The organism is Streptomyces rugosispiralis (assembly GCF_024505145.1).
Taxonomy (GTDB): domain Bacteria; phylum Actinomycetota; class Actinomycetes; order Streptomycetales; family Streptomycetaceae; genus Streptomyces; species Streptomyces rugosispiralis.
The window spans coordinates 185,760-211,841 of the sequence record NZ_JANIAA010000011.1; the positions used below are offsets into that span (position 1 = coordinate 185,760).

Annotated in this window: 16 protein-coding genes; 10 read left to right on the plus strand and 6 right to left on the minus strand. The window is 71.7% G+C overall.

Going from position 1 to position 26,082, the window contains the following annotated elements:
* Positions 1–4: 4 nt before the first annotated feature.
* Positions 5–2,176 (minus strand): HAMP domain-containing protein, encoded by a 2,172-nt coding sequence (locus tag NP777_RS19780; RefSeq protein WP_256651522.1) that lies wholly within the window; start codon positions 2,174–2,176, stop codon positions 5–7.
* Positions 2,177–2,474: 298 nt separating this feature from the next.
* On the opposite strand from NP777_RS19780, the gene NP777_RS19785 reads away from it, so the two are divergent.
* On the plus strand, positions 2,475–3,446 hold the full coding sequence (locus NP777_RS19785) for a hypothetical protein (RefSeq protein WP_256651494.1): 972 nt from the start codon (positions 2,475–2,477) through the stop codon (positions 3,444–3,446).
* 226 nt (positions 3,447–3,672) lie between these two features.
* Here the strand turns inward: NP777_RS19785 and NP777_RS19790 are convergent, their stop codons facing one another.
* Positions 3,673–6,045 (minus strand): hypothetical protein, encoded by a 2,373-nt coding sequence (locus tag NP777_RS19790; protein ID WP_256651495.1) that lies wholly within the window; start codon positions 6,043–6,045, stop codon positions 3,673–3,675.
* A 455-nt stretch (positions 6,046–6,500) separates the two neighbouring features.
* Between NP777_RS19790 and NP777_RS19795 the strand changes: the two genes are divergently transcribed.
* The 5 genes from NP777_RS19795 to NP777_RS19815 all read left to right on the plus strand — a co-directional run bounded on the left by NP777_RS19795 (position 6,501) and on the right by NP777_RS19815 (position 12,056).
* On the plus strand, positions 6,501–7,652 hold the full coding sequence (locus NP777_RS19795; RefSeq protein ID WP_256651496.1) for a hypothetical protein: 1,152 nt from the start codon (positions 6,501–6,503) through the stop codon (positions 7,650–7,652).
* A 65-nt stretch (positions 7,653–7,717) separates the two neighbouring features.
* Entirely contained in the window at positions 7,718–9,274 is a 1,557-nt protein-coding gene (locus NP777_RS19800; RefSeq protein ID WP_256651497.1) for a vWA domain-containing protein, read from the plus strand.
* Positions 9,264–10,052 carry a hypothetical protein gene (locus NP777_RS19805; RefSeq protein WP_256651498.1) on the plus strand — a complete coding sequence of 263 codons (789 nt, stop codon included), beginning with the start codon at positions 9,264–9,266 and terminating at the stop codon, positions 10,050–10,052. Before NP777_RS19800 ends, NP777_RS19805 begins: the two co-directional genes overlap by 11 nt.
* A gap of 293 nt (positions 10,053–10,345) precedes the next feature.
* Positions 10,346–11,131: a VC0807 family protein gene (locus NP777_RS19810; RefSeq protein WP_308405170.1), complete on the plus strand. Its 786-nt coding sequence runs from the start codon at positions 10,346–10,348 to the stop codon at positions 11,129–11,131.
* A gap of 127 nt (positions 11,132–11,258) precedes the next feature.
* Positions 11,259–12,056 carry an SAM-dependent methyltransferase gene (locus NP777_RS19815; protein WP_256651499.1) on the plus strand — a complete coding sequence of 266 codons (798 nt, stop codon included), beginning with the start codon at positions 11,259–11,261 and terminating at the stop codon, positions 12,054–12,056.
* Positions 12,057–12,116: 60 nt separating this feature from the next.
* Here the strand turns inward: NP777_RS19815 and NP777_RS19820 are convergent, their stop codons facing one another.
* From NP777_RS19820 to NP777_RS19830, 3 genes are all read right to left on the minus strand, one after another.
* Positions 12,117–13,706, minus strand: coding sequence for an ABC transporter substrate-binding protein (locus tag NP777_RS19820; protein ID WP_256651500.1), 1,590 nt, complete (start codon positions 13,704–13,706; stop codon positions 12,117–12,119).
* Between the two features lie 6 nt (positions 13,707–13,712).
* Positions 13,713–15,773, minus strand: a complete 2,061-nt coding sequence (locus tag NP777_RS19825; RefSeq protein ID WP_256651501.1) for an ATP-binding protein — start codon at positions 15,771–15,773, stop codon at positions 13,713–13,715.
* A 182-nt stretch (positions 15,774–15,955) separates the two neighbouring features.
* Positions 15,956–19,177, minus strand: coding sequence for an NACHT domain-containing protein (locus tag NP777_RS19830; protein WP_256651502.1), 3,222 nt, complete (start codon positions 19,175–19,177; stop codon positions 15,956–15,958).
* Between the two features lie 158 nt (positions 19,178–19,335).
* On the opposite strand from NP777_RS19830, the gene NP777_RS19835 reads away from it, so the two are divergent.
* The 4 genes from NP777_RS19835 (at position 19,336) to NP777_RS19850 (ending at position 22,627) form a co-directional block, all read left to right on the plus strand.
* Positions 19,336–20,067, plus strand: a complete 732-nt coding sequence (locus tag NP777_RS19835; RefSeq protein ID WP_256651503.1) for a TetR-like C-terminal domain-containing protein — start codon at positions 19,336–19,338, stop codon at positions 20,065–20,067.
* 40 nt (positions 20,068–20,107) lie between these two features.
* Complete coding sequence (locus NP777_RS19840; protein WP_256651504.1) at positions 20,108–21,262, plus strand: MAB_1171c family putative transporter; 1,155 nt, start codon at positions 20,108–20,110, stop codon at positions 21,260–21,262.
* Between the two features lie 341 nt (positions 21,263–21,603).
* A complete protein-coding gene (locus NP777_RS19845; protein ID WP_256651505.1) occupies positions 21,604–22,044 on the plus strand; it encodes a helix-turn-helix domain-containing protein in 441 nt (146 codons plus the stop codon).
* 13 nt (positions 22,045–22,057) lie between these two features.
* Positions 22,058–22,627, plus strand: coding sequence for a toxin (locus NP777_RS19850; RefSeq protein WP_256651506.1), 570 nt, complete (start codon positions 22,058–22,060; stop codon positions 22,625–22,627).
* Positions 22,628–22,649: 22 nt separating this feature from the next.
* Here the strand turns inward: NP777_RS19850 and NP777_RS19855 are convergent, their stop codons facing one another.
* Positions 22,650–26,042: an aminotransferase class I/II-fold pyridoxal phosphate-dependent enzyme gene (locus tag NP777_RS19855; RefSeq protein ID WP_391858544.1), complete on the minus strand. Its 3,393-nt coding sequence runs from the start codon at positions 26,040–26,042 to the stop codon at positions 22,650–22,652.
* Positions 26,043–26,082 lie beyond the last annotated feature (40 nt).

Sequence of the window (26,082 nt, forward strand, 5' to 3'; positions counted from 1 at the left end):
GTCCTCAGTTCCTTCCGACGCCGGCGGGGGTCCGGCTGCCGCCGTCCCGTTTGCGGGGCTGTCCCTGGAGCTGCTGCCGGATCAGCTCCAGGCTGCGGACCACGGCGCCGACCTCGTCGTGGTGGCGTGGGAACAGCACGGTCTTGCGGTCGCCCGCGGCGAGCGCCTCGGCCTGTCCGGCCAGGGCGCGCAGGGGCCGTACGACGACGATGTGCAGCCAGCCCAGACAGGCGGCCGCGGCGGTCAGCCCCAGCAGTCCGGCCAGCACGGTCCGGTTCTGCAGGCTGTACTCGGGGATCGCCAGGCCCGAGGCGGGCTGCCAGCTGGCCAGGCTCCACTGGAGCGACTTGGCCGCGCCGCCGCCGCTGAACGGCGCGGCGGCCGCGACCCGTACCGTGCCGCCGCGCTGGACGGTGGCGCCTGCCTGCTTGGTGGCGAGCAGCGAGTTCATGTACGACGGCGCCTTCTCGAAGGCGATGTAGCCGGAGTCGCCGCCGATGACCCGGCCCTTGGCGTCCACGACGCGGACCTCGCCCATGCCCTGGCGGCCCAGCAGCGCGTTGACGAACTCGATGCGGAACTCGCCGACGACGGCGGCGCCGTCCCGGCCGGGTGCCTGGGCGGTGGCGGTGACCACGGGCTTCTTGCCGCCCTCGCCGGTCACCTCGATGGCCTGCTTCGAGGGGCCCTTCCCGTCCTCGTGGTGGGGGCCGTCACCGGCCCGCGCCAGGATCTCGCCGTCGGCGCCGAGGACGTACATCGACTGGTAGCGGTCGTGGTCCTGCATGGTGCGCTCCAGGACCTTCTTCATGTCCTCGGGCGTGGTGCGGTCCCCGATCAGGGCGGCGACCGCGGACAGGTCCGCGTGGCCCTCGTTGAGCGCGCGGCGGACCCGGTCGCTGAGGGTCACGGTGCGGGACTTCTGGTCGTGGACGATCTGGGCCGGGACCTTGACGGAGGAGTCGGCGCGGTTGAGCACCAGCATCAGCGGGACCGACCAGACGAGCAGCAGGACGGCGCAGACGGCGAGCAGGGCGCGGGCGCCCAGGCCCTTGCGCACGGCCGGGCGCTCGACATCGGCGGGTTCGCCCTGGAGCTGCCGGCGCAGCCGCTCGAGTGCGGCGCCCACCCGGGCGGCCTCGCCGGCCCTGGGCACGCTCACCGGGCGGGCGAGGTCGCCGCGGGTGAGGCGGCGGCTCTCCAGGAACAGCCGGATCAGCGGGCGCTGCACGGTGCCCAGCAGCACCATCACCGCGAGCCCGCCGATGAGCAGCAGGGCACCGGCGGCGGCCACGCCGAAGGCGGGGCGGGTGATCTGGGAGACCTTCGCGGCGACGTCGACCTCGGTGACGACGGTGAGGCCGAGGCTGCTGGCGGTGGTGGGCTCACCGGGCTGGGGCGGGGTGAGCGTGGCGTAGCCGCCGATGGTGCGGACGTCTTCGGCGGCGCCCCCGGTGAGGTGGCCGCTGACGCCGGTGTAGCCGCCCGCGCCGGGCTCCTTGGCCTTGATGGGGTGCTGCCGGCCCTTGCGCGCGGCGGTCTTGGCGAAGGAGGCGAGCTGCTTCTTGGCCCGCTCGCCGTCCAGGGCACCGTGGCTGGTGAGCAGCCGGCCCGTGGAGTCGACGACGCCGATGGCGCGGCCCGGCCCCAGGTCGACGCCGGGGAAGCTGAGGGTGCTGGAGGCGACGAGCAGTTGCTGCGGCTGCCCCTTCCAGGACAGCAGGGCGGGGATGATCAGCCGGGTCTGGCCGTTCTCCAGGCGCACCATGCGCGGGGCCAGCCCGTCATCGCGGGAGAGCTTGCTGAGATCGATCGCGGTGAGCGGGACGTTCTCGCCGCGGGCGGCGAGCATCTTGCCCGACTTGATCTCGATGACGGCGGTGCCACGCCACTTCTGGTAGACCTCACCGACCTTGTCCAGGACGGTGTCGGCGGAGACCGGCTTGCCCTCGTTGAAGAGGGTCGCGGTGCCGGTGAGGTCGGTGACCGACTCGTCGAGCGACGCCCGCAGCGCGATGGCGCCGTCCTCGGCGACGTACTGCTGCGAGGTCAGGACCGCCTTGGGAACCAGGGCGTTGTCCGGTTTGCCCAGGGTGAGGGCGGTGATCCCCGCGAGGGAGAGAAGCAGGACCGACAGCACCGCTATGGGCGGACGAATACCACCAATAAGCGACATGTCGGCCCTTCGGCGGACCTTGTGCCGCCGCTTCGAACGCGAAGCGGCCACGGATGGGCTCCTCTCATGCAACTCACACCACACAGAGCGCACTCGAGTGCGATCCGGACCGTCAGACAGCCAGACGGATCAAAGGGTTGCACATCTTAAAGAAAAAACGAGAAAATCTGTTTGCTCATCATCAAGGCTGGGCAAACGACGGTCTTGCATTCTTTGCCAGTAGTTCACCTGGAGGTCATTCTTCGCCCGTCTCGTCCCGATATGCCCTTGTAAAGCGGGTGGTTACGATGAGGCGGTCATGGCGGAGATACGAGCGAGGGCGATCATCGTGGCAACCGTCACGGTCGCATTCGGCCTGCTTGTGGCCGCATTGAGCGCATATACGGTCGCCCGGTCGTCCGGAGACGACAACGGCCGCGCATCGGACGGTATCCGGGCCTCCCAGGTCCCGCTGGAGCGCAGGATCACCGATTTCACGGCCGGGCTCGACCCCGACGGCGGCTACCTGGAGCCGCGCCGCGCCGAACGCCGGGACGTCGCCGACGCGGTGGGCCTGATCCTCGACGGACACCCGGACCGCGCCCATCCGCTCCTCGCCGACGTCGGCTTCCGGCTCCGTACCCTCACCGACACCGGCACCGGCCGCCGCTACGCCGAGCTGTCCGACCGCACCCAGGACGGGCCCGACCCGCGCGGCTGGGCCCGGGTCTATGTGGACCTCTCCGCGCCCGTCCGCTGGTCGGTCCAGGTACCGCATCCGGTCTCCGACGCGGACACCGAACGGCTGGGCGCCCGCGTGCTCCTGGACTCCCCCGGCGGCGTCCTGGTGCTCGCGGGCGCCCACCGCAGGGCCGGGGACGGCGATGCCGCCGACGCCGCCCACCGCACGGACTCGGTCTTCGACGCGGTCTGCGACGAGCTCGCCCGGCGCGGGCTGCCCGGCGTCCAGCTTCACGGCTTCGCGGATGACTCCGCGCCGGGCCGGGACGTCGTCGCCTCCACCGGCAGCGGCCGGGCGGGCCGCCCGGACGCCCGCCGCCTCGCGTCCGCCCTGACCGCGAGGCACTTCTCCGTCTGCCGCGCCTGGGTCCGCAGTTGCCCCCTGGAGGGGCGCGACAACGTCCAGGGCCGCAGGGCCGCCACCGAACATGTGCCGTTCCTGCACATAGAGTTCGCTCGGTCGGTGCGCGAGAGCGACGCACGGATCGGGCGCGCGGTGGCGGCCATCGGCACGGTGACCGGGCGGTGGGCGAGGGACGACGCGGGCTAGGGCCGCCCGGTGGGGCTTTCCCCTCCCCGCCCCTTCCCACTACCAGGGGCTCCGCCCCCGGCCCCCGGGACTCGCCACGGAACCCACCACGCGGCGGAGCCGCATATCGCTGCTGCGGGGAGGGGGCGGATCCCCGGGCCGGGGCAGCGAATCCCCGACCCGGGGGCTGGGGCGGAGGCCCAGTTTCGGGAAGGGGCGGGGTGGGGAACGGCCCGCCGCAGGCGTCCTAGCCCCGGGCCGGCGCCACCGTGAACGCGCTCTCCACCGTCTGCGTCACGCTGTTGCCGCCCGCGTCGGTCCCGGTGACGCGCAGCCAGGCGTCCCGCCCCGCCGCCGCGTCCGGAGTGGTCCAGTCCGCGCGGAACCGCCCCTTGCCAACCGCCGTGACGGCCGCCGCCGTCCACCGCTCGCCGCCGTCGAAGGACACCTCGACCCTCGCCCTGGTGACCGCGGGCGCGGGCGCGGCCGCCGCACCCGGTACGTGCCCGAAGCCGACGACGAGATGGTCGTCACCGACCGGGCTGGTGCCGTCCAGCGCGGCGTCGAGCCGGTAGTGCGGCACGACGACCGGCAGCGCCGAACACTCGGCCGGCCCGTCGTACTCGCCCGCCTCGGACACACAGGTCCAGTTGTCCGGCACGGTCTGGGCACCCGAGTGCCCCGAGGCGAAGGTCCACTCGGTGTGCGTGGTCAGCGACTGGTGGAACTCGCCGTTCGTCCTGGTCTGGTCGTACACCGCCCTGTACGGGGCCGTCCGCGGCGGCACGGTCAGGACGCCGCCGGAGACGCCGTCGCCCTCGTACAGGGTCGTGTCGCCGGAGACCACCGCGAAGTGCGAGGAGGTGATGTCGGACGGGAACGCGAGCGCGTGGTGGCCGCCGGAGTCCATGACCGTGGCCGGGGAGAAGGTGAGGGCGTCGCCCTTGCGGCACGCCGCGCAGTACCACGTCTCGTCCGCGCCGGCGCCCCGCGCGGGCCCGGTGAAGCCCGGGGCCAGCGGGCCGCGCAGCCAGTCGACCGTGGTGGTCCGGCCGGGCCGGAGGGTCTGCTTCTCGGACACGAAGCGCCGCTCCCCGGCCTTGAGCCAGTCGTTGTAGGTGGCGCCGGCCGAGCCGCCCACGTACTCGATCCGCTGCGCCGGCGTCTTGAACGGCTCGGACAGCGCCTCACCGCTCGATTCGTACGGCAGATACATCAGGCGGGCGACCTCTTGGGCACGGCCCGGCGTATCGCTGTGGTAGTTGGTCCGCACGGTGGCCAGTTGGCGTCCGGTGACCCGGTAGTGCTGGTTCTTCGCGATCACACCGGCGGGGTTGGCCAGCTTGAGGTCGTAGGAGTAGGGCGTGGCCGCCTCCGCGGGCGCCTTCCGATGGGTGTAGACGTTGAAGCGCAAGTCACCGGTGGCGACCGGGCGGTTGGAGGGCTGTACGTAGACGGGCGCGCCGCTGGAGACGCCGACGCCGCCGTTGACCGCCACCTCACCCTTGGTGTCGGCGCGCAGGTAGTGGAGGATCAGCTGGTGCTCCTCGGCCGGTCGCGGCGTCGAGAAGGTGACCCGCTCGGTGGCCTTGCGCAGGTCGAGCACGACATCGGTCCCGGTGGCGCCGTCGGGGACGGTGAACTCGGCGGTGGCCAAGCGGACGCCGGTCGACTCGCCCGCGCCGTCGAAGGTCGGGGCGTAGACCATGGCGCTGTAGCGGCCCGCGGGCACCTCGGCCTTCGCCTCGCCGTCGACGGCCTGGAGGGACGGCTCCCGGTAGCGCGTGGCGTCGTCCACGTTGGCCAGCGCGAACGGCGTGGTGCCCGGGAGGGGCTTACCGTCCGTACCGAGCACGGTGACCTTGACCGGGTGGTCCGCCACCGAGTGGCCCCGCCGCGCGTGGTCCGCTCGCGCGTGGTCCGCCACCGAGTGGCCCCGCCGCGTGTCGTCCGCTCGCGTGTGCTCCCCTCGCGCGTGGTCCGCCACCACGCGGTCCCGCCGCGTGTCGTCCGCTCGCGCCGACGGGCGCGGGGCGTCCCGTCCACCCGCCGCGGCGACCGCCGGTACGACGGAGGTGACGCCGCCGAACAGCGGGCCGTCGCCGACGGAGCCCTTCGCCGCCTCGGCGCCGACCTGCTTCGCCAGCGCCGCGCCGAAGGCCGGGCCCGAACGCGGCGCCGTGGCGCCTCCGGTGGCCTCGATCCGTACCGGAGTGGTGGTCACCCCGGCCTCGGCGAGGGCGGAGACGTTGAACAGCGCGGGGTCCAGGGAGCGGCCCAGATACGGCAGCGCGGTCAGCGGAATGACGAAGACATCGTTGTCCAAGCGGCGGGTGACATAGTCCGCCTCCGCTCCCGGCCGCGGCGCCACGACGACGCTCCCGTCCGCGCCGAGCGTGACGCGCTCGCCGGTGACCAGCATGACGGTGTGCGAAGTGGCGTCAGGAACCGGGGAGAACGCGGCAGTTGGGGTGCGTTCCGAGGGCGGCGCGGCCAGGGCGCCGGGAGCCGGGCCCGCCGCCAGCCCGAGGGCGGCGAGGACGCATCCGGTCGCGAGGGCGCGGGCGCCGCGCGCTCCGGCTCCGCGCGCCGCGGTCCGTCTGATCCGTCGGTACCTCATGTGGCAGATCCTTCCGTGACGGGGGATCAAGGACGCTGACGTCCCACAGGTTCGTCCCCGGAGGAGATCACTTACAGGTACGGACCAAAGCTGGCCGAGAAGTGCCGCTCCGAGGCGTTAACCGAGCGTCCGTCACCGCCCGGCCTCTCCGGCCATCTCCCGCCATCTCCCGCCGTCTCCGCCCGCCTCCCCCGTCTCCCCCACTTCCCGCCACCTCCTGCCGCCTCCGCCCACCTCCGCCCGCCTCCCCCACCTCCCTGGAGCGGCCACGGTGAATTAGGCCCTCATCCCTATGGAATTCACGCATCCGCCAAGGCCAACAGAAAGGATCTGTCCCCTTTCCCAGGCAGGAGGAGCCGGTGACCGCCGAAAGATCCAACGCGGAGGAGCCACGCTTAAGCATCCGTGGCCCCTCGCGACGCCTCCCCCTGCGGGGCCGTACCCTTCGTTCGCTGGTGACCGCGCTCACCTTTCCCGTGGCCGGGCTGCTGGCGCTCACCGCGGGAGGGCATCTGCTGCTCCCCTTCGACGGGGTCACCACCCTCGAGGGCAAGATCGCCTCCAAATCGGAGTTCTTCGAGGACGAGAAGGTCCAGCGCATCCTGATGAAGCACGGCATCAGGGTGCACATCACCCGTATGGGATCCCGGGACATCGCCACCACCGGCTTCGACGGCTACGACTTCGCCTTTCCGTCCGGCCAGCCCGCGGCGGACATGATCAAGAATGACCGCAAGAGCAAGAACGCGTACGCCAAGGGGCACTCGGCCTTCGTCAGCCCCATCGTCCTCGCCACCTACCGCGAATACGCCGAAACGCTGCGGGACAACGGCCTCGCCAGGCCACGGCAGGGCATCGGCGCGAACGAGAACAGCCCGCTCTACTACACCCTCAATATGAAGAGGTTCATCGAACTGAGCGCGGGCGGGAAGAAGTGGAGCGATATCGGCATCGAGAAGCACCGGACCACGAACGGCAACCGGATCCTGGCCCAGACCTCGAACATCTGCGAGGCGAACCACGCCGGGACGTATCTGGGGCTGGTCGCCTTCGTCGAGAACGGAAACTCCGTCCCGACGGACAACGCGGCGGCGGACCGTGTGGCCCGGATGATCAAGCCGACCCTGGTGTCCCAGGGGCTCCCCTCGGAGCAGATGTTCAAGACGTACGAGGTGCCCGAGGGAAAGGGGCTCGCCCCGATCGTGGTGGTGTACGAGCACCAGTACTTCGCCTATCAGATACGGCAGCGGCAGCAGACCGGAAGGCCCGACTCGCAGCGGGTGCTGCTCTATCCCTCGACCCAGTTCCTGACCGAGCCCGAGTACATCGCGCTCACTCCCAAGGGCGACCGGCTCGGGGAACTGCTCGCCAGTGATGAGCAACTCCAGCGCCGGGCGATGGAGTTGGGCTTCCGCGTCCTGGACTCCAGCGGCAAGGCGACCAGCACCGAGCTGTACCGCTTCCTGGAGGACCAGGGCATTCCGGCGCCCGCCTCGGCGGCCGACGACACCAAGGCCACGCTGCCGAGCCTGTCGCTGCTGGAACGGATGATCACGTCCGTCGGCGACTGCCCGCCACCGAACCAGACCCCGGAGAACTCCTCATGAGGCGGCGTCCGCACCCCCGGGCTCCTCACCCCCGGCCTCCGCACCCCCGGCCTCCTCGCCGCCGGGTGGTCCTCGCGCTCTGCCTGGCCCTGCTCGGCACGACCGCCACCGCCTGTGGCTCCGGTGACGAGGAATCCACCACCCTGCATGTGCTGGCGAGTTCGGAGCTGCGGGACATGGAGCCGCTGCTGGACGACCTCCGCCGGGACACGGGCGTGAACCTCGACATGGAGTACAAGGCCACCGTGGACGCCGGGGACGGGCTGACGCCGGGCGCGTACCACCACGACCTGGCCTGGCTCTCCTCCGACCGGTACTTCCAGCTCAGGCTCAAGGAGTCCAGGAGCACCGCGAAACCGCTGTCCACCACGACCATGCTCTCCCCCGTGGTCGTCGGCGTGAAGCCGGAGACGGCGCGGGCCCTGCGGGCGAGAGCCAAGGGCGGGCAGGTGTCCTGGGCGGACATCGCCGACGCCGCCGCCGCGGGCTCGGTGCGCTTCGGCATGGCCGACCCCAAACGCACCAACAGCGGCCTCTCCGCACTCGTCGGCGTCGCCACCGCCGCGGCCGGGACCGGCAGCGCGCTGCGCGCCGAGGACATCTCCTGCGACCGGCTGCGCGGGTTCCGCACCGGCCAGAAGCTCACCGCGGACAGCAGCGCCGATCTGCGTGAGCAGTACGTCGCCCACCAGGACCGGCTGGACGCCCTGATCACCTACGAGTCGGAGCTGCTCTCGCTCAACGCCAGCGGCAAGCTCCACGAGAAGCTGGAGATCGTCTATCCGAAGGACGGCATGGTGCTGTCCGACTACCCGCTGCTCCTCCTCGACCCGGCCAAGCGCAAGGCGTACGACAAGGTGGTGAACTGGCTCAAGAGCGCCTCGACGCAGAAGAAGATCATGGAGCGCACACTGCGCCGGCCGCTCGGCGCGGATGTGCGCAGGGACCCGAGGCTGCGGGCGGACATCGGCAACGCGCTGTACTTCCCGGACCAGCGGGCGATCGTGGACCAACTGGTCGAGGACTACGGCGATCCCCGGCTGCCCACCGCCCATCACGTGATCTTCCTCCTCGACTTCTCGACCTCGATGCGGGGTTCGCGGGTGGCCTCGCTGCGCGCGGCCTTCGCCGGACTCAGCGGTGCCGACACCTCCGCCACGGGCAAGTTCGTGCGGTTCTACCAGGGCGAGCGGGTCACCGTGATGCGCTTCGGGGGCCGTGTGCTCGCCGAGCGCGATGTCACCGTCGGCGGGCGGCGGGACCTGGACTCCGTGAAGTCCTTCGTCGCGGCGGACGACTTCGACAACTCCACCGCCATCTGGTCCGCGCTCGACCACGCCTACGGAAAGGCGTCCGGCATCGCCCGCGACCACCCCGGACAGCCCATCTCCATCGTCCTCATGACGGACGGGGAGAACACCTCCGGCATCACCCGCCAGGAGTTCGAGCGCCGGTACGCGGCACGGACGGACACGGTCCGCGGCGTCCCCACCTTCCCGCTGCGGTTCGGCGAGGCGGACACCGCGGAGCTGACCCGGGCGGCGCGTACGACCGGCGGGCGCATGGTGGACGCGGGTGCCCGCTCCCTTCCCGACGCCTTCAAGGAGATCCGTGGCTGTTGACAGCGGAATGTGGTGGAGCGTCTGGTGGCCCTGGATGCTCGTGTGGCTGGTGACCGCGGTGAGCCTGATCGTCGCCGTGGCCTGGCTGGCGGTCCGGGTGCACCGGTACCGCAAACGGCTCAGATCGAGCCCGGAGAAGCCCACCGAGGGCATCTGCCTCTACCTCCACGACCGGGCCATCATGAACCTGTACGAGATGGGCCGTTACGAGAAGGCGCTGGAGCGGGAGGTCCAGCACCGGATCACCCGCACCGCGGACGGCTCGCTGCGGGCCCGGCTCTTCGGCGTGGGCGTCAGCGGCGGCCGGAACGTCAGCCGCGAGGAAATCAGCATGTACATCGAGAGCGCCAAGCCCATCACGGCGATCGGCCTCATCGTGGACACCCTCGAACGGACCGACGCCATCGTCCACGGCGATCTCAGGACCGGCACCATCACCCGGAACCACGCCCTGGAACGGGCCCTGGACACGATCGACCGCCCGGGCCCTGGGGCCGCGGAGAGCGTCCGGCTGCGCGACATCGAGGACTTCGTCTCCATCAGGGGCCGGTTCCGGAAGGCCGGCCAGACCCCCGAGCGCACCGTCTTCCTCGCCCCGTACGGCGACCCGGAGGACCCCGCCGAAGGGCCCCAGGTGCGCGTTCTGTGCGCCACGGACGGGCTGCGCAACGACGACAGCCATGAGGGCACGTTCCCGGCGCGCTGCCTGGGCAAGGTGCGGGACTGGAACCCGGGGAAAGGCGAGCTGACCATCGAGGCCATCGCGATCTTCAGCTAGCCCCAGGGCATCGGGCCGATGTCCGGGAGAAGCCCCGCAATGACCCGCTATCAGGGGGAGCGGCCGGATTTTCCAACGTACTGTACACATCGGAAACTGCCGTTAACCGGACGGTATTCACAAAGGGCTTTTCCCAGGGCTTCTCAGCACAATGGGCGGTGACTTCTCAAAACACCAAAGTTTTTGGCGACATTTGGCGTCCCGGCGCTGTCCTCTGACGACACGGCTGTTTTACGTTTCTCTTTTCTCGCACCACCACGCACAGCACCACCAGGCACACTTACAGGGGAACCGTGCTCACTCAGGACTCGACCACACAAGGCGCCTCGAGCGCATCGGATACGGAAGCGCCACGGACCGGTGAGCGGCCCAAAGCGCCCGCCCGGTCCAAGAAGGCCGCCATTCTCGGCTGGGTCGTCACGCTCAGCCTCAATGTCGTCGCACCGATCGTCACGTACCACGCACTGCGCGACCACGGCTTCAGCGAATTCGCCGCGCTGCTCATCAGCAGCGCCTGGCCGGTGGTGGACGGGGCCGTCCACCTCGCCTGGCGCCGCCGTCTCGATGAACTCGCCATCGTCACCTTGGTGTTCATCGTCATCACGGCCGTGGTGTCGACCGTCGGCGCGCACTCGGCCCGCGCGCTGCTGATCAAGGACTCGTGCGTCACCGGGCTGTTCGGGGTGCTCTGTCTGGCGACGCTGCTGGCGCCGCGCCCCCTGATGTTCTACCTGGGGCGCAAATTCGCCACCGACGGCACCGAGGCGAGCACCGCCTGGTGGAACGGCCTGTGGCACGTCGATGGCTTCCGCAAGGCCATGATGACGATGACGACCGTCTGGGGCGTGGCCTACTGCCTCGAGTCCGCGGTCCGGGTCGTGCTGTCGTACACCCTCAGAACCGACACCATGGTGATCCTGAGCCCGGTCCTGATCTACGCCGTGCTGGCCTCCCTCGGCACCTGGACGGCCCTGTACGGCAAGCGGTCACGCCGCAAGGGCCAGGCCCGCGCCGCCGCGGCGGCAGCGGCGGCGGCGGAAGCCGAGGCGAAGGCGGAGCCGGCGGCGGCCGAGAGCTGACCGCGCGTCTGATGCCGATCAGCCGGGCGCGGCGAAACTCCGGCGTCCGGCACCGGGTCGGTGTGGGAAGCTGTTCGCCAGTCGAACGCGGGCGGGGGCCGTGGCGGTCGTCGAGAGGAGCACTGCGTTGACGGAGAACGGCTTCCGCGCCGAGGAGATCGATACCAGCAGGCCGCACCCCGCGCGGATCTACGACTACCTGCTGGGTGGCAAGAACAACTACGAGGTGGACCGCGAGACCGGTGACCGGCTCGCGGCCACGGCGCCCGAGGTGTGGAGCGGCGTACGGGCCAACCGCGACTTCCTGCGGCGCGCCGTGCGGTATGTGGTCGGCGACGGCATCCGGCAGATCCTCGACATCGGCACCGGGCTGCCCAGCTCCCCCAATGTGCACGAGATCGCCCGCGCGTCGGCGCCGGACGTGCGCGTCGCGTACGTGGACAACGACCCGATCGTCAACACGTACGCCAATGTACTGCTGCGCGGCTCGGCCGCGACCAGCATCGCGCTCGCCGATCTGCGCGATCCGCGGGCCATCCTGGACCACCCCGAGGTCCGCCGAGTCATCGACTTCGACCAGCCGGTCGCGGTCCTCCTCGTCGCCGTCGTCCACTTCCTCACCGAGGCGGACGAGCCCGGACGGGTCGTCGCCACCCTGCGCGACGCGCTGCCGGCCGGGAGCTTCCTGGTGCTCTCCCACGTCACGGGCGACTTCGCCGACCGCAGCGCGGCCTCGGCCGTCTACGACAATGCCACCGCCACCTTGAACCTGCGGTCCCGCGAGCGGATCGAGCGGTTCTTCGACGGTTTCACCCTGGTCGAGCCCGGTCTGGCCGAGGTCCCGTTCTGGCGCCCGGACGCCCCGCCGCGGACCGGGCCCGGTGAGATCGGCTTCTACGGCGGCGTGGCGCGCAAGACCGGCTGAACCGCCACGCGCGGGTTCGCGGCCGGCGTCAGGAGGGGCAAGGGGCAGGAGGGGCAGGCGTCAGGAGGGGCAGGCGTTCCTGGCGCCGTTCCGGTAGGTGCGGTAGAGGCCGGGCGCGCCCGGATCGCCGGAGCGGGCGCTCGGCGGGAACTCGACCACGGGCACGGGTTTGCACACGGCCCACTGGTCGTTCTTGCGCGGGCCCTCGAACCCGTACGTCCCCCCGGCGCCGACCAGGCAGGAGCTGCACCCGTCGCCGGCGATGCTCGGAATGATGAGGGTGTTGTACACATCGTCCTTCGTCGGGATGCTCAGCGCCTCCGGCGCCTTCTTGCCGCCCTCGTTGATCTCGGCGAAGGTGCGGTCCACGGCGCCCGCGAGCAGGGTGAAGGCGTCGTGGTACATCACGGCGTAGCCGTCGTCGAGCGGCTTTTCCCCCAGCTTGTGGTGGCTCTGGATCTCCTCGAAGCGGTCCAGGAAGCGGCCGAGCGCCTTCTTGGCCTTGCCCTTCCCCGCCCACCAGGCGGGATCGACGGCCGAGGCGTCGACGATCGTGGCGCGTGCCTCGTCCAGCCATCGGCGGGGCGCGTCCCCGGTGAGCGTGGGCTCCAGGCCAATGCCGACCTTCAGGATGCGCAGCGTCGTGGTGCGCCCGCAGCTGCCCTCCTGCGCCATGCGCTCCATGAAGGCGGGCAGGTCCTGGTCGCGGCCCGCGAAGAAGACGGTGTCGGACTTCTCGTTGCAGATCTTCTGGACGGCGTCGGTGAACCGCTGGGGGATGCCCTTGTCGGTTCCGGAGGTGCCGGTGAAGTTCGAGTTGTGGTTGGTCAGGTCGTACGCGGTGCCGAAGTGCCGTTCGAAGACGCTGCGCAGGTTCTGGGAGTAGACGTCCTCGCCGCGGTTGTCCCAGACCAGGAAGCCTCTGTGCCGGGCCGGCTTCCGGTCCAGGTAGAGCTTGAGGGCGCGGGCGAACTGGTCGTTGTTGGGCGAGGTCTTGAAGAAGTACGGGGAGTTCATGTTGGCCGCGGTGATGACCGGGCCGACGGTGGGGATGCTGTGCTTGCTGAGCGCGGCTATCGCCCTGCGGGTCTCCGGTGTGCTGCTGGGGATGCCGGTCACACCGACCAGCGGCGCCCGGGTGTCCTTGGTCAGCGCGGCCAGACGGTCGACCACGGGCTCCCATTGGTCGAGGTTGCGGCCGTCGGGGGCGAGCAGCAGCTGGTAGTGCGGTCCGCCGAAGCGGTTGGCCTGCCGCTGGGCGGCCAGGGCGCCCGCGATGCCGCGGCGGATCATGTCCGCCGTCATGGCGCTGTGGTCGTCCGCGGTGAAGGGCATCATCAGCGCGATCCGTACGTACGGGATCCTGGGCCCGCTCGGCGGGTCCTCCCAGCCCCGCCTCACCCGGGCGTTCTCGTCCGCCACCGCCCCGATGAGGCTTTCGACGCCCGGGTCCGCCTCGAAGGCTTCCTCGGTGACGCCCACGCAGTCCCCGTCGATGTCCCGCAGGTCGTCACCGCACCTGCCGGGCCCCTGGGCCACGTTGACGGCGATGGAGATCGCGGTGGCGACCAGGGCGCCGATTCCGACGACGGCCAGCCATTCGAGCGGCCCCCACTCGCGAGGATGACGGCGGAACAGACGGAGCAGCATGCTTCCTCACTGACCGGAGATAGGGAAGGGACGCTTCTTCCGTGCCGCCGCCGGCCAGTTGCGGGCCGCCTGGCCCAGTACGGCGTGCCAGGACGGATGGCGCGGTGAGAGATAGGCCAGCTCCTCGCCGACCGCCTTGCACATATCCGGATCCGGCTCGGCGTGCGGCTCGGAGACATGCCACAGGGCGTGCAGCAGCCGGTTGACGCAGCGCTCGATCTCGTGCAGTTCGGCGTACCGGCCGTCGTGCGCGCCGAGGGCGATCTGCATCCGTTCGTCGGTCCACTCCCCGGCCGGTGGGGTGGGCGCGGTGGCGGCGTACTGGAGGCACAGCAGCCAGTGGGCGGCGGCGTGGGCGTCCTTCTCCGACTGGAACTCCTCCGTCAGCATGGCCACCACCGTCTCGGCGTTTCCGGCCGCGAGCGTGTGCCGCAGGGCGTCGGCCTCACCGCTCTCACCGCGCTGGGCGTGGTGCATCCGCAGGAAGCGGTGGATGTCCTGCCAGCTACGGCCGTCCTCGGCCCGCGAGGAGGTGCGGCGCGCCTCGTGCACCAGCAGGGTGCGCAGCAGCGCGTCGGTGACCAACGGCTGGTCGGGCGGGGTCAGTTGCTGCCACTGCTGCTCTTCGAGGTAGTCGGTGGCGGAGTTGGCGGGCAGCTGGTCCGGGCCCTGGAGCCGCAGATGCTCGGCCAGCGCCTCGGCCGCGGTGCTGTCGCGGGCGAGCGAGAGCAGGGTCAGCCGGTCGCGCTGGCGCCGGTCCGGGAGCAGCCGCTCCAGGAGCGCCTCGGTGACCGGGCGGCCGTCCTTCGCGTTCAGCTCGAGGAGGTCCCGCGGGCCCACGCCGCGGCCCCGCTTGGTGGCGTCCAGGACCGCCGCGCACAGCACGGTGGTCACCGCGGGGTGCCCGCCGGTCAGCGAGTGCACGGCGGAGGCCAGATAGGGGTGGAGCGGCCGGGCGGGCCGGGCGGGCACCAGGAGGGGCAGGATGTCGTCCCGGCTCAGCGGGGTGAGCGGGACGGCGAGCAGCCCGGCGGACGGGGCCAGGCCCCTGCGCTGCCAGCCCGAGGACTTCACCAGGTCGGGCAGGTCGCGGCGGACGGCGTCGGACGCGTCCTCCGGTAAGCCGCCGAGGCGGGTGGCCACGACGACGAGCTGCTCGTGGTCGGGGCGTTCGGGCAGCGCGCGGTGTTCGAGGAGGAGGTCGAGGAAGTCCTGTCCGGGCGGGCAGTGGGCGTCGTCGAGCAGGATGAGCGGCCACGGTTCGCGGTTCCACCGCTGGAGCCTGCCGTAGGAGGAGGCCACATCGTGGAGGAAGGCGGCCATCAGGCTCTGCTCGGCCGCGTGCCGGTAGTCGCCGCCGCGCTGGAACCACTCCCCCAGCAGCACCAGCGGATCCTGGCCGTCGGCGCCCCGCGGGAAGCGGCGGCGGTACCACTCCTGGGCCGCGGCCGGCTGGTGCCGGTCGGTGTACTCGGCCACCACGGCGGCGGTGACCGCGTCCCGCCCCCACTCCGCGTCGGCCTCCGCCTCGATGGTCTCCAGACGGCCTTCGACTGCGGTGGCCCAGGCGTGTCTCAGCGCGTTCTCGTCCCCGCCGGCGAGGCGGCAGGCGAGCAGCAGCCGGGCGAACCTCAGACACGCGGCATCGCGCTGCTCTCCGTTGCCGCGGTACCAGCCGGAGACGGCGAACAGGCCGGGCGCCAGAACGGGGAAGCGGCGGCGCAGCGCCGGGGCGAGCCCGCACACCAGCTCCGCGAGGATCTCCACCAGGGTGGCGGCGGTGGGCGCGCCGCCGTCGGCCGGGGCGGGCGGGAAGGCGGCGGATTCGGTGGCCACGGCCCGTACGTGGGCCAGCGGCAGCCGGTCCCGATAGCGCGCCGCCAGCTCCTCGAGGACGGCGCTGCGCCCCATGCCGTGGTACCCCGTCAGCAGCACCACGGGCAGATCGCCCTGGTGCTCCCGGCCGGTCCGGGACCGCTCGTCGTAGGCCAGGCCGGTCAGCCGGGGAACGAGCGAGCGCAGCACCGGGTCCCGGCCATAGAGCGGTGACCCTTCCGATACGCGCATCCCGTTGCGACCCGCCTCAGTCGTCCTCTGCTGCCCGGCAGCCGTGACCTCGGAGACGGGCGGCACCGCTCCCCCGAGACATCAGCCGCTGACATCCGTACCAACTACGCCTACAATCCTGAATTTACCCCTTGGGTAAACATCCCACCAGGTGAACGCCGCACCGTCGGAGACAGTGCCGGTCAGGGGTGCGGATAGATGTCGAGGTCGACGCTCTCGGGGAGCGAGTCCGTGCCGCGGATCTCGCCCGGGTAGACCAGCCGCACCCGGCGCAGCCGCCGCAGTCCGGCGAGGGAGGCCAGATCCAGCTCCGCCACCTGCGACAGATGGATCTCCTCAAGTCCCGGGAGCCGCCGGGCGATGCGCCGCAGCGGAACCGCGACACCGGCCCTGGCCCACACATCCAGGTGGGTGACCTGGGGTATCTCGGTACGGGGCGCGAACAGCAGCATGCTCAGCTGCTGCGGGGAGAGCGTCAGCTTGCGCAGCTGGGGCAACTCGGCGATGAGGGAGCCCCATTCGTCCGGTGTCAGCCGCTCGCTGGCGTCCTGGAGCCGCAGCTCCTCCAGCTCCCGGCACTCCACGATCCCCGCGAGCTGCGCCGCCGACGACGGCAGTGAGAGCAGCCGCAGCTCGGCGGGGCGCGGCAGGTCGGACAGGCCGCGCCAGGGCACCTCGGGCCCGACGAGGAGCCCTTCGAGACGGGGGCAGTCGGCCAGCTTCAGCAGCGGTTCGAACTGCGGCAGGTCCCGCAGCTCCAGCCGCCGCAGCCGGGGCAGCCGGGCCAGCGGCCCGGGGTCCTTCACGTTCCGGCAGCCCTGGAGGGCGAGGGTCTCGAGACCGGGGTAGGCGGAGAGCAGATCGAGGTCCTCCAGTTGGAGGGTGTTGCGCAGGCGCAGCTCGCGCAGATGGCGCGGGTCGAGCGCGGCGCGGATCGCCTCGGGGGCGAAGTCGCCGTGCAGGCCGACGCGTTGATAGCCGGACATGGTGCGCAGGGCCTCAAGCTCGGCGTGGGAGCGCACCGTGACGAGCTCCTCGGGTGCGGTGTCGAGGAGCGGCCGTACGATCTCCTCGGCGTACACCTTGGTGTCGAACCGGTCCCAGTGGGCGAGGAGTTGAGCGCGCACCGCGGGCTGGCCGGTGCCCAGGAACTCCCGGAGCCTGGGGATGGCGGCGTCCCCGCCGATCTGGCAGATCGCGTGGACGGTGGCCAGTTCCTCGTCGCCCTCCAGGTCCTTGGCGTCGGGCAGCAGGCCCAGCAGCAGCGGGCCGGTCTGCGCCAGGGACCTGGCCTCCCGCAGACTGCGCGGCGGAAGCAGCCGCGCGGCCCGGTCCTCGATGGCCTCGCGGACCGTGGGCTCCAGGCGGGTGGCCTGTTCGAGGGAGGCGAGCGCGAGGAGCCGTAACCGCGCCTGGACCGTGGCGTCCTGCTCCCGGTCGCCCCGCTCGCGCAACCGGGTCAGCAGGTCGGCACGCTCTTGGTGTCGAGCCTGTGCGACGGCCATCTGCACCACGTCCTCCCACTGGTCCAGGTGTGCGTTGTTCACCAGCATGCCCATATCGCGCTCTTCCAGCACGGCCCTGGCGCCCAGGAAGTCCTGGAAGGTGCGGTGGATGAAGTTGACCGCGCCCGGGGCGGGTTCGCGCAGCAGTCCGGAGCGCTCCAGCAGATGCTGCAGGGTCTCCTCCGCCGTGCCGACTTCCGCGAGGCGGGGCACGGACGGCTGCAGCCGCCGCACCACGTTCACCGCGTCCGGGCGGTCCAGCTGGGTCCGCTCGTTGCGGATCAGCCAGTACGCGAGCCTCTGGAGCGGCTCGGTGGCCGACTTCTGGTCCAGGACGGGCTTACGGCTGCGCCCGTAGACCTCGCGCTCCAGGTCGCGCCGCTCCAGGAGCATGGACAGGGCCGCCTCGTACAGGGAGGCGCGGCCCTGGGGCAGGAAGCCGCGCCGCTCCCGGTGCAGGGCGCAGATCAGGCCGCACATCAGCGGATTGGTCGCCAGGCGGCTCAGCTCGGGGCTGCCGCGCAGCGACTGGGTGAGCGAGTCGCCGAGCTCCTGCGAGGCCCCGGCGGCCGTGTGCCAGCGCCGGATGAACTGCTTCATGTCGGCGGGCCGCATCGCGGCGAGCGCGAACTCCTGGAAGCCCTCGCGGGCCAGCCAGCCGCGTTCGAGGGCGGCGGGGCGGGAGGTGAGCAGCCACAGATTGCCGGGGAAGACGGCGAGCAGCTTCTTCAGCCAGGCCCGCACCCGGGCCCGGTCGTCCTTCGGGATCTCGTCGGCCCCGTCGATCAGGAGCACTCCGCGCCCATGCCGCAGCACCCGCGCGGCCCAGCCGTCGGGCTCGGTGCCCACCAGCGGGCAGCCGATCCAGCGCAGGAAGTCGTCGGGCATCGGCAGCTCGGAGTCCTTGCGCGCCAGGGTGCGCAGCGGCAGCACGAAGGGCACCCGCCCGAACAGCTGGGACAGCCCGCCCGGCACCCGCTCCTGCTGTGCCGTGGAGAGGGCCAGCCACTGGACGAGGGTGGTCTTGCCGGTGCCGGCGACCCCGCGCAGCAGGACCCGCTCATGGGTGGCGAAGACCGCCTCGGCCGGGCCCGGGGCCCGCTCGGTCTCGGTGTCCCGGTCGGCGCCCGGCTCGCCGTTCACCACCGGCACCCGGTCGGTGCCATCGCGGTACGGCCTGGCCTGGAGGCTCAGATACGCGGTCTCCAGCGGCCAGTCCTGACCGTCCGGTTCGCGCAGGTCCACGCCGTAGATGGTGAGCCTGCCGTGACACTCGACGACGTAGCGCGCGTACTCCTCCTCGAACTGTTCGTCCTGGCGGCTGATGTCGGGCAGCCGCCGCAGGATGGCGTCCAATTTCTCGCTCTGCTCCCGGATCTCGCGGCTCTGCTCGATCTGGGCTCGGGCCGCGAATCCGGGCCGCTGGCTGAAGAAGCGCATGAGGTGGACGCAGGCCGTCTCCAGGAGGCGGTCGTGGAAGCGGGCGGCGTCGTCGCCGAGGAGCCTGCGGGTGTCGGGGCCCGCGCGCCGGGACAGCTCGGCGGCCAGCCGCTCCGGGCCGAGCGCGAAGGCGTGCATGTCGTCCATGTCGAGATCGCCGAGCGCGTGCAGGGTGCGGGTCAGCGCCTGCCCCACGGAGTCGTGCTCATCGGCGCCGATCGGCGGGTCGTGCGGCCCGGCTGCCCGCACGGCGCGGCGGACCAGCTCACGGGCGAGCTTGTGCAGATCGTCCTCGGTGAGGGTGCGGTGCTCCTTGGCGAAGGAGACCAGCCGGCGGATCGGTACGGGCCGTTCGCCGTACTCCGCGGCGGGCGCGCTCGCGGGCGGCAGCAGCAGCCGTTTGATCACCGGCACGACCACTGCCGAAGCGATCCGCAGACCCACCGTGCCGCCGTCCACAGCAGCCCCTCCCTCGCGGCGTCGGCGCGCGTCCCCCGCCGACCCCCGTGCAACCGCTCACATCCCGCTCACCATAGCCGCGGAGCCCCCTCCGGGGTCAGGGTTCAGGTCAGGGTCCGCGGGGCGCGAAGTGCCATGGCACCGGTACGGTTTGGCCCATGGATGTTTCCGGAACACGTTCCGCCGATGCCAACTCCGGGGCGCGGGCGGCCATCACGACCACCGCGCGCCAACTGCTGGTGAAACTGGGCGCCGGAGGGCTGTCCCCGGCCGCCGTCGCCCATGAGAGCGGCCTTTCCGTCAGCGAGGTGGAGGCCGTCTTCCCGCACCGGGACGATCTGCTGACCGCGCTGCTCATCGACGCCTACAACGACTCCGGCGCCGCGATGGAGGAGGCCGACCTGGCCGCCCGGGACGCGGGCGCGTCGGCGGGCGCCCGGCTGCTCGCGGTCACGCGGGCGCTGCGCCGGTGGTCCTTCGCCAACCCCGGTGAGTTCACGCTGGTCTACGGCTCGCCGGTGCCGGGCTACCACGCCCCGCAGGAGACCGTCCCGCCCGCCTCGCGCACCCCCGCGGTGCTGGCCGGCATCGTACGGTCGGCGCTGGAGGCCGGTGAACTCACCGCGCCCCGGCGGGCGGTGCCGGGGCCGCCGCTGCTGCTGCCGGAGGCGGTGCAGCTGTTCGGCGGGGTGCCCGAGGCCCCGTTCTCGGACGTCATCGAGCGCGGCATCGTGCTGTGGAGCGGTCTGATCGGCCTCCTGGTGTTCCAGGTCTTCAGCCGCACCCATGACAGCGTCCGGGACGAGGCCGCGTTCTTCGACTACGCCGTCGCCGTCGCGGCCGAAGGGATCGGACTCGTGGTTCCCTTGGGCCAGAAGAACACCGACTGAATCGTTCGCCGCGTGCGCGGCGCCTGTGGGGGAAAGGGCCGTGAACACCATCAAGACTCTCTGCTTCGTCATCGCGGCGCTGTCGTCGTACGCCGCCCTCGTCTACCGGCTGTTCCAGGTCAGACGCGGCTGGCGGGACAGCGCCTACCGCACGCTGTTGATCACCCTGCTGCTGCAGTGCCTCACCTTCACGATGGGTGCCGTCGCCATGGGGAGCGAGCGCTTCCTGGGCGTCGGCAACCTCGCGATCCTGGTGATGCACCTGTCGGCGGTCGCCTTCTGCGTCAGCGCGCAGATCATCCTGCTGCGCTGGGCGGCCGAGACCGAGGAGTCGGGGCGCAAGGCCCGCTACTGGCTGATCACCGGCATCGCCCTCAACGCGCTCCTTACGGCGCTCTTCTTCATCGCCGACGGCCCCGGCCGGCCGGCCGAGGACTTCAACACCGGCAGCGGGCAGCCGCTGGTCCTCACCTACCTCCTGGTCTTCATGGTCTCCCAGGCGGTTCCGTGCGTCACCATCCTGCGCCAGTGCGGGCCCTACGCCCGTATGGCGAGCAAGACCTCGCTGCGGCAGGCCCTGCGGCTGCTGTCCGTCGCCGCGGTGATCCTCTTCCTGTACTGCCTGGCCCGGGTGGTCAACGTCGTCACGGCCGCGTTCGGGTTCGACATCGGCGGCTGGACCCTGGCCGCCTCCGTCTTCAGCGCGCTGGGCATCGTCACCCTCTCGCTCGCCCTGACGATCTCCTCCTGGGGGTCGTCGGCCACCAAGCTGCTGGAGTGGGCGCGCGGCTACCGGTCCTACCGGGCGCTGTATCCGCTGTGGCGGGATCTGTACGAGTCCTCGCCGGACATCGTCCTGGAGCCGCCCGGGGCCGCGGTCTCCGACCTCAACTACCGGCTGCACCGGCGGGTCATCGAAATTCGGGACGGCTGGCGGGAGTTGCGGCCGTACATCGACCGCACCACGAACGGCCACGGCGGGGCGGGCCCCAAGGGGAGCGAGGAGTCCCGGCAGGCGTTCGCCGAGGCGGCGCAGATCAGGCGGGCCCTGCACGCCAAGCGCACCGGCACGATTCCCGACGACAACGCGGACACCGGTGACTTCGAGGACCGCGACACGGACAACTTCACCGCCGAGGTCGTCTGGCTCACCAAGGTGGCCGCCGCCTACCGGCGGCTCGACAAGGTGCGCTGAGGGGCCGTAAGCACCCACTCACACCGAGGGAGGATTCCCGCCCGGTCTGCCCCCGTCAGGCCGAGCGGGACTTCCCCCGTGATTCCCCCGTGCCCCCGTTTCCTTCTTCCGAGCCGAGTGGGTGACCCCACTCGATCCGGTCCGGCCCGGCCCCGGAAGGCCGGGCCGGACCAGGCCGACAGCCGGCAACCAACTCGGCCACCCCCGTGAGCGGAGTTAGCTGGCAGCTATCGGCAAGGTCCACGGTGGCGGAGTTGCGCCCGATTGTCAACTGACCGCTAATCTGCGAAACTGACGATTAGCCGGGGGCAAAGCCGAGGAGGTGAGGGAGGGAGATTCGCATGTCCGAGACTGACGACCGGCCCATGCTGGCAGTGCGTCTGGACAACCTCTTCAAGACGGTTCGTCCCAAGGGCAAGCACTGGACCAACGCCGAGGTGGCGGAGGAGCTCAAGCGGGCCAACCCCGAATTGAAAGTCGGGGGCGTGTATCTGTCGCAGTTGCGGACGGGCAAGCGTTCCAATCCCTCACCGGACCTGCTGGCCGCCCTGGCGCGCTTCTTCGGCGTGTCGGTGGCCTACTTCTTCGACGACCAGGTCGCCGAGTCGGTGCTCAGTGAGATCGCCGCCATCGAGGCGCTGCGCCAGGCCGGGGTCCGTGCCGTGGCGATGCGCGCGGCGGGGATGAAGAAGGAGAACCTCGAGGCCATCACGACCATCATGGACCAGTACCGGCAGCTCCAGGGCCTGCCGCCGGTCACCGACACCTCGGATTCGGGATGAGGGGTGCGGCTGGGTGAGGGGCACGGGCAAGGGACGGTCGGCCGATCACGACCGCCGCAGTCAGCTGAAGAAGCTCCGGAAGGCCGGTGCGCGGCGGATCGCCGACCTCGGGCTGCCGGAGATGGCCGATGTGGCCGAGCTCTGCCGCCACCTCGGCGAGGTCCGCGGCCGCCCGATCACGCTGGTCCCGATGCCGATGCCGGCGACGCACCCCTGTGGCATGTGGGTCGCCGCCCGCGACGAGGACCTCATCTTCTATGACGCCAACACGACCAGCGCGCATCAGGAGCACATCATCTTGCACGAGCTGGGCCACATCATCTGCTGCCATCGCGGGGCGGGTTGGCTGGACGAGGCGAGCGCCCGCCTCCTCTTCCCCAACCTCGACCCCGACCTCGTGCGTGACATGCTCCTGCGCGCGACCTACGACGACGTCCAGGAGCAGGAAGCGGAGATCATCGCCTATCTGCTCTCCCAACGGGTGGGCGGCACCGAGGAGCGGCATGGCGCGCCCACGGCCGGAGACGCCGGGGCATCCGGGAAGGACGCCATGCTCAGCCGGATCGAACGCACCCTGATCTGAGGTCGATCCGACGATGCCTCACTCATCCCCCGGTGGCCGCCACCTCCTCGGCCAGGATCGCCACGGTGCGCCGGATGTCGTCCTCGTGGTGCTCGCTGGTGATGAAGAACCGCAGCCTGGCGAGCCCCTCCTCCACGGCGGGGTGGAAGATCGGATCGGCGATCACACCGCGGTCGAACAGCCGGTCCGCGATGTGCAGGGTTCTCGCCGAGTCGCCGAGGAGACACGGCACGATCGGGGTGTGGGCGCTGGTGCCCGTCGCCAGACCGGCCGAGGCGGCCAGGCCGAGGAAGAGCTCCGCGTTGCGCCGCAGGGCGCGCACCCGGTGGGGTTCGGCGACGATCAGCTCGGTGGCGGCCAGCGCCGCGGCCGCGTTGGCGGGGGTCAGGCCGACGCTGTAGACGAAGCCCGGCAGCGTATGCCGCAGCCACCGCACCATCCGGGCCGAGCCGCCGAGATAGCCGCCGCAGCTGGCGAACGTCTTGGACAGGGTGCCCATCCACAGGTCCACATCGGTCCGGTCGACGCCGAAGAACTCGCCGACACCACGCCCGCGTTCGCCCACGGTACCGATGCTGTGCGCCTCGTCGACCATCAGCAGGGCCCCGTAGCGCCGCTTCAGCTCGATCACGGCGGGCAGGTCCACCAGATCGCCGTCCATGCTGTAGGCGCCCTCGACGACGATCAGCACCCGTCGGAACCGGGACCGGTTGCGCCGCAGCGTGTCCTCCAGCGCGCCGATGTCGTTGTGGGCGAACGGGCGCCGCGCCGCCCCGGACAGGGCGCAGCCCTGGAGGATGCTGTCGTGGGCGAGCGCGTCGTGCACCACCAGGTCCCGCGCCCCGACGAGATGCCCGATCGCGGTGACGTTGGTGGCGTGGCCGCTCACCAGCGCCAGGCAGTCCACGGTGCCGAGGAAGTCGGCGAGCGCCCGCTCCAGCCGTACGGTCAGGTCCCGTTCGCCGGAGAGCACCCGGCTCGCCGAGACCGAGGTCCCGTACCGGTCCACCGCCTGGTGCACGGCCTCGTTGACCGCGGGATGGCCGGAGAGCCCCAGGTAGTTGTAGCTGCCGAAGGACAGATACGGCCTGTCGTCGATCATGGTCGTATCGCGGATGGTGCCCTGGTGGACGCGGAAGTACGGGAAGTCCGCGCCACTGCCCGTGATCGTGCTCAGGCGCTCCTCGAACTGCCGCACCTCGGGGAAGTCATCGGCGCACGCGGTCGCCGCGTCCCAGTCCGCCCGGGTCTCCCGGGGCGGTGGCTCGCCGAGGGCGGGCTCCCCGGTGAGATGCGGATCGACAAGCCCGACCAGCCGTGCCACGGTGAGATCGGGCGAGAAGATCTCCTCGGTACGGAATCCCGGTATCCGCTTGCCGATGTTGACCTCCAGCTCCTGGAGCATCAGGGAGTCGAAGCCGAGGTCGGTCACCAGCTCCATCCGCTCGGTCAGATCGGCGAGCGGGAAGACGCCGGTCCGCGAGAGCTCTTCGAGCACGATGGACGCCGCGGCTCCTCCCCCGCCCCGCGCGCCCACCGGCCCGGCCCGGCCCTCCTCCACCGCCGCGAGGGCGGGCGGGGCCTCCTCGGGGGCGCGCCCCGACTCGTCCACCGCCCAGTGGTGGCGCGGGGCGAGCGGGCTCGGTGGCAGGGTGCGAGGGGGTACGCGCTCCATGACCGGGCGGAGCCCCGCGCCGGTGACCGCCCGCTCGGCGAGCCGGGCCAGCGCGGCCGAGCGCTCCCCGGCGGACAGCGAGCCGGGCGCGGGCACGGCGGCCTCCGGCTGCTCACCGGGTGGCACCGTGCCGGTCAGCTGCCCCGGCCCGAGCTGTCCGGTGCGCCCGGCCGCCACGGCGTCGGCGGCGGCGGTCAGCTTGGTGACGGCGTCGGCGGTGTCCTCGGCCACCAGGGCGAGGCGTTCGGCGAGCGGAGCCCGGCGGGCCAGGGTGTCCGCCACCCCGGCCAGCGGCGGCCGGTCCTCGGCGAGGGTGCCGGCCAGCTCCCGGGCGTAACGGACCAGCCCGGCCCGGTCGCGGGCGCTGAGCACCAGCAGCTCCGGCTCCTCGTCCGGTGCGGGGCGGGCCGGTGCGGTGGCGCACTCCTCGACCACCAGATGGACACCGGTGCCGCCGAAGCCGAAGGCGCTCACCCCGGCCCGGCGCGGCTGCCCGGACTCCGGCCATACGGTGGGCTTCGTCGGGACGATCAGCCGCGCCGCGTCGAGTCCGGAGCGGTCGGCGAGGTCGAACTCAGGCTGTGGCGGTATCACTCCCCGGTGCACGGCCAGCACGGTCTTGACCAGCCCGGCCATCCCCGCGGCGTTGAGCGCGTGTCCGACCACCGCCTTCACCGCGCCGAGGAAGGCGGGCGCGCCCCGCTCGCCCCGCAGTTGGCCCAGGACGCCGACCTCGACCGGATCGCCGACGGTGGTCCCGGTGCCGTGCGCCTCGAGGTAGCCCACCGCGTCCGGGGTCAGATCGGCGTCGCGGTAGGCCCGGCGCAGGGCTCTGAGCTGACCGGCCGCCTGCGGGTGCATTCCGCCCTGTACGGTCCCGTCGTTGGCCGTGCCCACGCCCCGTATCACCGCGTAGACCCGGTCGCCCGCGGCCAGCGCGTCGGCCAGGGGGCGCAGCGCCAGGACCCCGGCGCCCTCCCCGAGGACGAAGCCATCGGCCTCGGCGCCGAACGGCAGGCATCTGCCGGTGCGCGAGATGGCGCCGATCCGGCACAGCCCCACCAGCAGGTCGGGGGTGAGGATGAGCTGGGCGCCGCCCGCGAGGGCGATCCGGCAGCGGCCGGCGCGCAGTGCGAACACCGCGTTGGCCACGGCCATGAGGCCACCGGAGCACGCCGAGTCCAGCGCATAGCTCTCGCCGTGCAGGTCGAAGACCGAACTGACGGTGTTCGGGCCCATGTTGAGCAGCAGACCGGCCACGGAGGAGCCGTGCAGCCCGTCCACCGCGCGGACGGTCTCCGGCCACTGGGGATCGGTGGCCCGCGCCCCGAACTCGCCGCCGGTCAGCTGGCGCATCCGGATGCGCATGGTGGTGATCTCGCGATAGCCGCTCTCGGTGAGCGCCGTGATCACCGAGGTCTCCTCGCGGTCGAAGCCCTCGGCCTCCCATCCGGCGTCCTGGATGGCCTCCCGGGCCAGGTCGATCAGCAGCCGCCCTTGCGGATCCATCGATTTGGCCCGGCGGGGCGGGATGCCGTAGTGCGCCGCGTCGAAGTGGCCCACGTCCGGCAGCAGCGCCATGGTGTCCGTGTAGGTCGAGGACGGGTCGCGTAAGTTGTCGCTGAGGAAGGTGGCGGTGCGCCATCTCGAGTCCGGGACGGTGGCGAACTGCGCCCGCGGTTCGTTGAGGAGCCGCCAGTACTGATTGACGTTCCGCGCCCCCGGGAACCGGCAGGCCATTCCCACGATCGCGACGTCATCGCGCCGCGTTCCGCTTACG